This is a genomic window from uncultured Ferrimonas sp. (assembly GCF_947489035.1).
In the GTDB taxonomy this organism is placed as follows: domain Bacteria; phylum Pseudomonadota; class Gammaproteobacteria; order Enterobacterales; family Shewanellaceae; genus Ferrimonas.
Map to the genome: position 1 here is coordinate 107155 of NZ_CANLCI010000011.1, position 10621 is coordinate 117775.

General features: G+C 54.6%; 10 protein-coding genes and 2 tRNA genes. All 12 read right to left on the reverse strand.

Annotation, left to right across the window (positions count from 1 at the left end):
• Positions 1-4: 4 nt before the first annotated feature.
• Positions 5-190 (reverse strand): DUF2065 family protein, encoded by a 186-nt coding sequence (locus tag Q0796_RS08900; protein WP_298442083.1) that lies wholly within the window; start codon positions 188-190, stop codon positions 5-7.
• A gap of 64 nt (positions 191-254) precedes the next feature.
• Positions 255-1136, reverse strand: a complete 882-nt coding sequence (gene hflC / locus Q0796_RS08905; RefSeq protein ID WP_298442084.1) for a protease modulator HflC — start codon at positions 1134-1136, stop codon at positions 255-257.
• 3 nt (positions 1137-1139) lie between these two features.
• Positions 1140-2252, reverse strand: a complete 1113-nt coding sequence (gene hflK / locus Q0796_RS08910) for an FtsH protease activity modulator HflK (RefSeq protein WP_298442086.1) — start codon at positions 2250-2252, stop codon at positions 1140-1142.
• A 60-nt stretch (positions 2253-2312) separates the two neighbouring features.
• Positions 2313-3599: a ribosome rescue GTPase HflX gene (gene hflX, locus Q0796_RS08915; RefSeq protein ID WP_298442088.1), complete on the reverse strand. Its 1287-nt coding sequence runs from the start codon at positions 3597-3599 to the stop codon at positions 2313-2315.
• 24 nt (positions 3600-3623) lie between these two features.
• Positions 3624-3908 (reverse strand): RNA chaperone Hfq, encoded by a 285-nt coding sequence (hfq, locus tag Q0796_RS08920; RefSeq protein WP_298442089.1) that lies wholly within the window; start codon positions 3906-3908, stop codon positions 3624-3626.
• A 93-nt stretch (positions 3909-4001) separates the two neighbouring features.
• Positions 4002-4931, reverse strand: coding sequence for a tRNA (adenosine(37)-N6)-dimethylallyltransferase MiaA (miaA, locus tag Q0796_RS08925; protein WP_298442091.1), 930 nt, complete (start codon positions 4929-4931; stop codon positions 4002-4004).
• Positions 4932-6782 carry a DNA mismatch repair endonuclease MutL gene (gene mutL, locus Q0796_RS08930; protein ID WP_298442093.1) on the reverse strand — a complete coding sequence of 617 codons (1851 nt, stop codon included), beginning with the start codon at positions 6780-6782 and terminating at the stop codon, positions 4932-4934.
• Between the two features lie 7 nt (positions 6783-6789).
• Positions 6790-8088 (reverse strand): N-acetylmuramoyl-L-alanine amidase, encoded by a 1299-nt coding sequence (locus tag Q0796_RS08935; protein ID WP_298442095.1) that lies wholly within the window; start codon positions 8086-8088, stop codon positions 6790-6792.
• A gap of 8 nt (positions 8089-8096) precedes the next feature.
• Positions 8097-8552: a tRNA (adenosine(37)-N6)-threonylcarbamoyltransferase complex ATPase subunit type 1 TsaE gene (gene tsaE / locus Q0796_RS08940; RefSeq protein ID WP_298442096.1), complete on the reverse strand. Its 456-nt coding sequence runs from the start codon at positions 8550-8552 to the stop codon at positions 8097-8099.
• Positions 8549-10015 (reverse strand): NAD(P)H-hydrate dehydratase, encoded by a 1467-nt coding sequence (locus Q0796_RS08945; RefSeq protein WP_298442098.1) that lies wholly within the window; start codon positions 10013-10015, stop codon positions 8549-8551. Before Q0796_RS08945 ends, tsaE begins: the two co-directional genes overlap by 4 nt.
• A gap of 196 nt (positions 10016-10211) precedes the next feature.
• Positions 10212-10287, reverse strand: a tRNA-Gly gene (locus Q0796_RS08950).
• 56 nt (positions 10288-10343) lie between these two features.
• Positions 10344-10419, reverse strand: a tRNA-Gly gene (locus Q0796_RS08955).
• Between the last annotated feature and the right edge of the window lie 202 nt (positions 10420-10621).

Genomic DNA, 10621 nt, shown 5'->3' on the forward strand with positions numbered 1-10621 from the left:
ACAGCTATGCAGAAAAAATCCACAACAAGACCAAGGCGGCAGTGACGAGACAGCCGCCGACTCGGCGCAGTGAATCAGGATGTTGTTGCGCTAGCTCAGTCACCAAGCGCTGCCATTGCTTAGGAAACAACAGGGGTCCCAAGCCCTCGACCAGCAATACGCCAGCCAAAATCATCATTGCTGTTTGCATCGGTATCTCAAATTTCAGCAACAAAAAAGCCCGGCAGAGCCGGGCTTTGCTGCGGGATTATCCCTTATTTTATGTTCTTGCTCTTCATGTATTGGAAGAACTCTGAATCCGGTGAAACGACCAATACATCTTCTTTGCTGGCAAAGGAGGTGCGGTAGGCGTCTAACGAACGCAGTAAACTGTAAAATTCAGGTTTTTTACCGTAGGCATCCGCGTAGATCTTGGCCGCATCCGCGTCACCTTGACCACGCAGCACGCGAGATTCACGTTCCGCCTCGGCTAAGGTCAGCGTTACCTGAGCATCCGCGCCTGCACGCATCACTTCGGCTTTCTCTTGACCATCGGCACGGTGCGAACGGGCTACCGCTTCACGCTGGGCACGCATACGGTTGTAGATAAACTCCGACACTTCACGTGGCAAGTTGATCTGTTTAACGCGCACATCGACCACGGTAATGCCCAGTTCTTCTGCATCGCCTTGGGTGCCGTCCATCGCAGCACGCTGCAACTCATCGCGGCTACCAGATACGATATCGCGAATGGTACGGCTACCAAATTCGCTTCGCAGGCCGTTGTTGATTTTCGATTGCAGAAGCGATTCTGCGATCAACTGATTACCCTGCTGGGTCGCCAAGTAATACTGGCCGAAATCAGTAATGCGCCACTTCACGTAGGAATCAACGATCACATCTTTCTGCTCAGAGGTAACAAAGCGATCCGCTGGGGCATCCAAAGTCAGGATCCGCGCGCTTAAGCGCATCACCTGATCCACGAACGGCACTTTCAGGTGCAAACCCGGTTCGTACACTAAGGTTTTGTCCTCAACGTCTTTACCGATTTTACCAAAGCGTTTCACAATGGCGCGCTCGCCCTCTTCCACCACAAAGATGGCGGAAAAACCCAAGACGGCAGCGATCAATAGGATAACTAAAATCCGAACATTCATGGCTTAGTTTCTCCCTTGACGACCGCTAGTGCGGTTGTTGATCGGCTCATTCACTGATGAGCGAATGGTGCGATTGGCGCTGTTATTCGGTGCACTCTGCATCGGCTTAACGCTGGCTGGTGTTTGCCCTTGGATGATCTTATCCAGTGGCAGGTAGAACATAGAGCCACCGTCGTTTTCCACCATCACCTTAGAGGTGTTGCTGTAGACCTGTTCCATGGTTTCCAAGTACAGACGTTCGCGCGTCACCACTGGTGCCGCTTCGTACTGTGGCAACAGCTTGTTAAAGCGTGCAACTTCACCTTCGGCTTCCAATACAACCCGTTGCCGGTAAGCGTCAGCTTCTTTCAACATACGCTCAGCTTGACCACGGGCTTGTGGTTCAACTTGGCGGGTGTAAGCCGTTGCTTCTTGTACGTAACGCTCTTCATCTTCGCGGGCAGCGATGGCGTCATCAAACGCCGGTTTCACTTCCTCTGGTGGACGGGCTTCTTTAAAGGCCACATCCACAACGCGGATCCCCATGTCGTACGGGGCAATGATGCCATCGAGTTCTTCCCAGGTATCTTGACGAACCTGTTCACGACCGACGGTTAGAATGTTGTCCATGGTGGTGTGGCCCACAACGTAGCGCAGCGCACTGTCGAGGGCTTCACTCAAGGTTTGCGCCGGATCAACAACGTTAAACAGGAACTTGCGCGGATCTTCGATGCGGTACTGCACCTCCATCTGCACGGTTACCACGTTTTCGTCTTTGGTCAGCATCAAGCCAGAAGCGTTCAGACGGTTAACCCGCTGCACGTTCACTGGGTAAACCTTGTCGATGAATGGCGGACGCAGCCCCAAGCCGGGACCAACGATGCTATCAAACTGACCAAAACGCAGTACCACACCACGCTCGGCCTCTTCAATTTTATAGAAACCCGCTAAAGCATACGCAAGCAAGGCGCCGATAAGCACCAGTGACACTCCTACGCCGCCGAACTTCCCACCACCGCCACCAAAGCGGTTAGAGAATTTGCGGAACACTTCGTCCAGATCAGGTGGACCCTGATCCTTTCCGCCCCTGTTTCCCCAGGGGTCTTTGCCTTGATTGCCAGGCTCATTCCAGGCCATTAATACTGCTCCATCAATTGGAAGGTATGATTTTGTAACTCTAGCTAATTTATCAGCCAATTACTCGTGGATAAAGTCGGCTAAACGACCAGCAGAGGCTTTCAATAGCCGTTGCCAGTCTCGCTCTGGCAGTTTTACCTGCAGTACGGTTTGTCCAAGCTCATCGTATTCGAGTGTTTGAACCGCATTGAGTTCATGCAAACGCGCGATCCAGCGGCTATCGCTGGCCGGGATCACCAGTTGATATTCTGCAATGGCTTGCCCCAGCAACTGCGACAACGCCTCAAACAACAACTCAACGCCTTGATCCGCCTGCGCGCTTAACCAAACGCGAGAGGGCACCCCCTCTTCATTATGGTCAATGCGAGCAACGGCATCATCAAGTTGATCAATCTTGTTGTACACCAGCAGCGATGGGATCTCATCCGCTTCGATTTCGGCCAACACCTCATGTACAGAGGCGATGTTCTCCGCCGAGCGTTCATCGGCACAGTCCACCACATGCAGCAGCAGATCCGCTTCACGGGTTTCCGTCAACGTGCCTTTAAAGGCAGCGACTAAGTCGTGGGGAAGGTGACGAATAAAGCCAACGGTATCGGCCAAGATCGCTGGGCCAACTTGGTCGACATCAATCCGACGTAAGGTTGGATCCAAGGTGGCGAACAGCTGATCTTCGGCGTAAACGCCTGCGGCAGTAATGCGGTTAAACAACGTTGATTTGCCGGCATTGGTGTAACCCACCAATGACACCGTTGGTACTTCACGGCGCTGACGGGCACGACGGCCTTGTTCACGCTGCTTAGCGACCTTATCAAGTCGTTTCAAAATGGTTTTAATGCGCTCACGCAGCAAACGACGATCGGTTTCGAGCTGAGTTTCACCTGGGCCACGCAGGCCAATGCCGCCTTTTTGGCGTTCAAGGTGGGTCCAACCGCGGATCAATCGTGTTGAGATGTAGCGCAGCTGCGCCAATTCAACTTGCAGTTTGCCTTCGTGGGTGCGAGCGCGCTGAGCAAAAATATCCAAGATCAGGCCAGTACGATCAAGTACTCGACACTGACAGATCTGTTCAATATTGCGTTCTTGGGCTGGGCTTAAGGCATGGTTAAAGATCACAATGTCGGCTTCAACAGCCTGTACAAAGTGGGCGATCTCTTCCGCTTTGCCGGTACCACAGAAATATTTGGGGTGGGGACTGGCGCGCCGTCCTGTGATCTCGCCACAGGATGTTACCCCGGCAGAGCTGGCCAATAGGCGCAGCTCTTCGAGATCTTCTCGTTCACCTTCACGGCTGAAGTCGATATGAACAAGGACAGCGCGTTCGCCTGCTTCGTACCTCTCAAACAAGCAGACTTACTCCTAGTTGTTGCATCAAGCTTGGGATTCGCCCTGCTCGTTGCCGTAACCGCCTTGGCCAGTACCCGCTGGGGCTGTGCCTTGATGGTTCATGTTAAATGGACGGCCCGGTACTACAGTAGAGATGGCGTGCTTGTACACCATCTGGCTAACGGTATTCTTCAGTAGAATGACAAACTGGTCGAAAGATTCAATTTGGCCCTGAAGTTTAATGCCATTGACCAAATAGATAGATACTGGAACACGCTCACGGCGTAGCGCATTCAGAAACGGGTCTTGAAGAGATTGCCCCTTAGCCATTCTGTCTTCCTTTTAAAATTGTAATTTGATTAAACAGTATATTGTCGGCGATAAACGCGCTTTAACGCTAGTCTTTTTATAGCCTAGACAACACTACAAGGCTAATTTTCTCAACACCTTGCCTACATTATCATCATCACCGGACTCGAGCCAATCCAACTCACCCCAGCCCCGTAACCACGTTAATTGTCGCTTGGCCAATTGCCGCGTTGCGGCGACCCCTTGAGCCACCATGGTATCGCGATCGATCTCCCCAGACAGGTAAGACCACATCTGCCGATAACCCACACAGCGGATCGACGGTAAATTGGTATCCAAATCGCCGCGCGCCATCAAGGCGTGCACCTCTTGCTCAAACGGCTGCTGCAACATTGCTAAAAAGCGCTGTTCAATGCGTTGATGCAACACCGCCCGATCCGATGGCGCAATGGCAAACTGCACATAACGATAAGGGCTGGGTGGCGCTTTCACTTTCGTCAGCTCAGTCATCGATTTACCGCTGATGCGATACACCTCTAACGCCCGCAACAAACGCTGTGGATCATTCGGGTGAATGCGCTCGGCGGAGATCGGATCCACCTCGGCCAGTTGCTGGTGCAGTGCCTGCCACCCAAGCTGTTCAGCTTCCGCTTCAATCTGTGCTCGAATGGTTGCATCGGCGGAAGGTAACGGCGATAAGCCCTCTATTAGGGCTTTGAAATAGAGCATGGTTCCGCCAACCAGCAACGGAATTTTGCCGTCTGCGACAATTTTAGCCATTTCACGATGCGCATCGGCAACAAAATCTGCCGCAGAGTAGCTTTCAGAGGGATCTAAAATGTCGATCAAGCGGTGGGGGGCCTGGGTTAATTCCGCGGCAGTGGGTTTGGCACTGCCAATGTCCATCTGCTTGTAAATTAACGCCGAATCTACGCTGATTAGCTCAACCGGCAGGTGCTGTCGCAAGGCGATCGCCAGATCGGTTTTGCCCGATGCGGTCGGCCCCATAATACAGATGGCCAAAGGCCGTGGATCAGTGCTCACTTAAGATTGCTCCACAAGCGTTTGCCACGGCAGTTCCACCGCCGCCGCTAATAACGCTTCTTGTTGTTGTTCATCGAGTTTCAGCCACAGCTGCGCCGCCGGCTCCGTCGGCTCACTCCACTGCACCAGCCAAGCGGCCAGTGCTTCATTGGTTGGGGTATCAGCGTCTAACCACTGCAGCAGTTGCGCTAAAATTTGCGCCAAATCGCCATGCCGCAGTACCGCTGGCACGGTTTTCAGCACAATTCGCTGGTGCTGCTGGCTCAGGTCAATGCCCAGTTGCCGCAGCAACACGGCATGACGATCTAACACCGACAGCCAGTTAACGTCGGCGGCTACCGACACAGGCAACAGCAGGGGTTGCCCCACTAGCCCTTGCGGTAAACGCTGCAACACATTGTGCTGTTGCAGGTGTCGATGCAGTGCCGTTACCGACATCAATTTCAATTTCTGGCCTTTGCCAAACAGTGCGGTGGTTTTATCCAGCTGCGTTAACAACTGCCAACCACTGCTCGACAGCATCGCTTGGCTATTGGCCGATGGCGGCGTTTGCAGTAACGCACCGTAGTTTGCCGCGGCATGGCCACTGGGACGCGATGCGCCACGGAACTGGGGCGCTGCGCTTTGCAGTGGCCGCGGCGCATAACCTTGACCAGCCGCATCGCCACCGCTGCTCGGCGATGCGACTTGATAGCCACTCGTACCGGCGTTGCTGACGCTCGCAGAATTCGGCGCTGTGATTGTCGCCGTGCCAGCAGCCGCATCACCCCCGCTTATCCGGTAATGGCCTGCCTGTTCATTAACTTGCTCACCCTCTGCCGAGCGTCTCGCTGAGCCAACGTCAATCGGCTGTTCCACTCGATTACGTAACCCTTGCTGCAGCGCAGTTAGGATAAAATCATGCACATAGCGCGCTTGATGAAAGCGCACTTCGTGCTTAGCCGGATGCACGTTGACATCCACTTCATGGGGATCAATATTCAGGTACAGTACAAACCCCGCCGCTTGAGCAACGCCGGCTTCCTCCAGCGCTTGGCGTACCGCATGATTCACCAGTTTATCGCGCACCACGCGGCCATTCACATAGAAGTACTGCACGTCGCTGATCCGCGCTTTATCGTCATCCAACGCTAAGAAGCCGGTTAAGGCCAGATCGTCATTGGCGCTGCGGAGCAAGAAGGCGCGATCGGCAAAGCCACTGCCGCAAATCGAGGCCAACCGTTGCTGACGCTGACGGTCATTGCGAGCGGGGCGATATTGCCGTATCAACTTGCCGTTATGACGCAGGCTAAAGTGGATCTCATCTTTGGCTAACGCAATCCGCCGCAGTTGTTCTTCAATGTGGGTAAATTCGGTTTTATCTGCGCGTAAAAAGCGACGCCGCGCTGGGGTATTAAAAAACAGATCCACCACTTCGACGGTGGTGCCAACAGGGTGCGCCGTCGGTTGCACCTTAACCGCCATCTCGCGCCCTTCGGCATAGGCTTGCCAAGCTTCGCTGGCGTCAGCGGTACGCGAACTTAAGGTTAACCGAGACACCGAGCTGATTGAGGCCAATGCTTCACCGCGAAAGCCAAAGCTGAGGATCGATTCAAGATCCGCTAAGCTGGCCACCTTGGAGGTCGCGTGCCGCGCAAGTGCGAGTTCGAGTTCGGCTTTGTTGATGCCTTTGCCGTTATCGCGCACCACCAGCGTTTTGCTGCCACCGCGCTCCACATCAATGTCGATCTTACTGGCACCCGCATCAATGCAGTTTTCCACTAACTCTTTCAGTACCGAAGCCGGACGCTCCACCACTTCGCCTGCGGCGATTTGGTTGGCCAGTTGCGGCGGTAAAATTTGAATGGCCATGGGGCTCCTAAACTCGGGGGATCACCAGCTTTTGGCCGATGCGAATGTTGTTACTGCTGAGTTTATTGGCTTGCTTTAACGACGTTAGCGACACCCCATAACGGCGCGCAATCAACGACAACGATTCGCCGGACTTCACTTTGTGGGTTTGGGTTTGCGCCAACCAGCTGTCCCGCGGTGGGTTAGCCTTAAAGTGATTGGTGATCGCCTTTTGCAGCCCGCGGGCCAATCGATCTTGATGGTTGCTGCTGCGTAACAGTCGCTCTTCATTCGGATTAGAAATAAAACCGGTTTCCACCAACAACGAGACTAAGTCTGGTGATTTTAACACCGCCAACGACGCCGCCTGTGGCGTTCGTTTGTGCAGAGTAGTAAAGGCTTTAAATTCTTTAAGGATGTTGCCTGCCAACGTGTGACTTTCAGCCATGTTGTTCTGCCGAGCCAGATCGACAATGGTGCGCTGCAGATCTTCATCGTTGGCGCTGGATTGGGAGATCACTTCACCGATCCCGCGCAGCTCCGACAGCTTGTCGTCTTGCTCCAACCAGCGACCCATTTCACTGTTGGCGCGTTTAAGCGACAGGATCCACACCGACGCCCCGCGAGGTTGTGGCTTAGCAAAGGCATCAGCGTGAATCGACACCAACAGATCCGCATCGGCTTGGCGGGCTTTTTCAGAACGCTTATTCAAGCTGACAAAATAATCGCCGCCGCGCACCAGCACCGCCTTAAATCCTGGGGTGGCATCAATTTTGGCTTTCAGTTTTTTGGCGATGGGCAGCACCACGTTTTTCTCGTAAGTGCCTGATGGGCCAATTGACCCAGGATCTTTGCCACCGTGACCGGCATCAATGGCAATCACCACCTTCCGCCCCGGCTTGATCGTTTTGTGCCTGCTGGCACTGCTTTTACGATTGCTTAAATCCACCACCAAACGATGGCCAGCACTGCCACTGGGGCCCAGCTTAAACGCCTTAAAACTGGCTGGGCTGGCCATATCCAGCACCAACCGCAATTGGCCTTTGGCTGCAGGCTGACTGGTGCGGATCCGCTTAATTAGCGCACTTTTACCCGCCAATGTCGTCAAGTTGGTGTTTAACGTGGTGGCTTTAAGATCGATAACGATCCGATCCGGGCCAGCCAAGCGCGAGGTGCTGTAGCTCGGCGCACTGGCCAGCTCAAACACCAAGCGGGTTTTCTCCGGCGTCGCACTAAGGCGAGCGGAGTTAAGTTGGTTCGCCCACGCAGAAGCAGTAAAGACACTGAGCAGGGCAAACAGACTCAGCCAACGGCACAATCGGATCATCGTTATGGTTACAGTTGTTTCAGTAGATGTTCGCCTGCTTCAGAACGGCTTAATAACCGCGCCTGACGCCCCTCACCTTGGTAGTGCATCTCTATCACAAGATCCGGCTCTGGCAGTAACCCATGGCCTTTATCTGGCCATTCAATTAACGCCAAGGTGTTGTTGGCAAAGTAATCACGGATCCCCATAAATTCAAGCTCTTCTGGATCCATAAGTCGATAAAGATCAAAGTGATAGATCTGCATATCGGCCAGTTCGTACGGCTCTACCAAGGCATAGGTTGGGCTTTTTACCGCCCCTTGATGCCCCAGAGCTTGGATCAGCCCACGGGTAAAAGTGGTTTTCCCTGCCCCCAAATCCCCATGCAGATGCACCACCAATGGCGCCTTTACCACGGCAGCAACGCCTTGGCCTAATGCTAGTGTGGCCGCTTCATCAGCCAACTCAAATACAGCCTGAGTCATAGTGTCCCTTGATTCACCCAATAACGAATGTGTTCAAATAGATCCGATGGCAACATGCCGCGTGCGCCCACGCCGAATGCGCTGTCTGCCGCTTCGCCATGGATCAGCACGCCAAAGCAGGCAGCCTGATAGAGATCCAGCCCCTGCGCCATCAAACCGGCAAGTATACCAGAAAGCACATCGCCGCTGCCGCCCGTTGCAAGCCCAGAATTTCCCACCGGTGCTACCGCCCACTGGGTGGCTGTGACGATCAAGCTGCCTGCGCCTTTGAGTATCACCACGCCACCGTAACGGCGTTGAATTTCGGTAGCAGCGGCTAACCGATCCGCGCACACGTCAGCAACGCTGCAATCCAGTAAACGCGCCGCTTCGCCGGGGTGCGGTGTCAGTAGCCAGTTGTCGCGCCGTTGCGGTTGTTGTGCCAAAAGATTAAGCGCATCGGCATCCACCAGTAACGGCTTTTTGGCCGCCAGTGCCTGCTGCCACAACTGTTGTCCCCAGCGGTTTTGCCCCAGCCCAGGGCCGATGGCAATCACCGAGGCCCACGCCAATCGCGTCTCCAGTACCGAATCAGCGGCGGCAGCCATCAGCTCTGGCCGCGGCGCCACAATAGCGTCAACGCTACTGGCGGCGCAGCCAATCGCCACCAACCCTGCGCCACTGCGTAGTGCGGCTTCTCCGGCTAAGCGGGCGGCACCGGCCATGCCATCTCCACCACCAAGCAGCAGCAATTTGCCATGATCACCTTTATGGCTGAGCACGCCTCGCGGCGGTAATTGCTGCAATAAGGGCGGCTGCAGCAAGTGGCCATCGGCAGCCAAGCCTGCCCCAAGTTGCAATGGCGCTAAGATCACTTCCCCCACCACCGCCGCAGCGTGTCCGGTTACTAGCCCCAATTTTGTGGCGACAAACGTTATGGTGACATCAGCGCTTACCGCCACATTGGCAATGCAGCCGGTATCACCATGCAATCCGGTGGGGATATCCAACGCCAATACCGGCTGGGGCCGTTGATTCAACTGAGCAACCGCAGCAGCAATGGCCGGCCGCAATGGCCCTTGCAAACCGGTGCCAAGCAAGGCATCAACAAAGATCTCCGCCTCTGGCCACTCGCCGGTTAATGGCAAAATGACACCACCTGCGGCTAACCAGGCTTGCTGCGCGGTTAAGGCATCACCTTTAAGGGAGCAGTCGTGCTGCAGCAGGACGACACCCCAGCCTGCTTCTTTGGCCAAGCGCGCCACCACATAGCCATCACCGGCGTTGTTGCCACTGCCACACAGTACGCACAGACGTTGTGTGGTTGGCCAGCGTTGCTGCAACAGCGCAAATGCCTGTTGCCCTGCTTGCTCCATCACCGGATACAGCGCCAGCCCAAGCTGCGCCGCAAGCTGTGGTTCTTGAACGCGAATGGTGGAGGCTAAATTGAGCTGCGACGGCAGCTGGCATAGGTCGGCACGCATAACAGTCCAATGTTGATGACGATTACGCTGTTATAGCAAAGCCGAAGAGGAATAGGCAGCGGTGGCGGCGATACGGCAGCAATCCGCACCGACACCAGCAGGATGGTGGCATCGCCTGCCCTTGGAGTGAGATCAGAGCACATCGCTCGACGCAGAAACGACAAAAGCCTCCGCAAGGGAGGCTTTTGTCTTTATTTGGAGCGGCACACGAGGTTCGAACTCGTGACCTCGACCTTGGCAAGGTCGCGCTCTACCAACTGAGCTAGTGCCGCTTAATCTGTTTGGCTTACGCCGACGTCTCGATTTGGTGATCAAAACATCAAAAATTTGGAGCGGCACATGAGGGTCGAACTCATGACCTCGACCTTGGCAAGGTCGCGCTCTACCAACTGAGCTAGTGCCGCTTTAAACTGTTACTCTTTGAGTTGTGGTGCTTTCACGCTTGGTTGCGCTACTCATTCCCACCAGCACTGAGCGAGTGCCGCATCACTATGGTTACCCACAGCGGCTTACCGAAGTAAGACTTTAAATTGGAGCGGCACATGAGGTTCGAACTCATGACCTCGACCTTGGCAAGGTCGCGCTCTACCAACTGAGCTAGTGCCG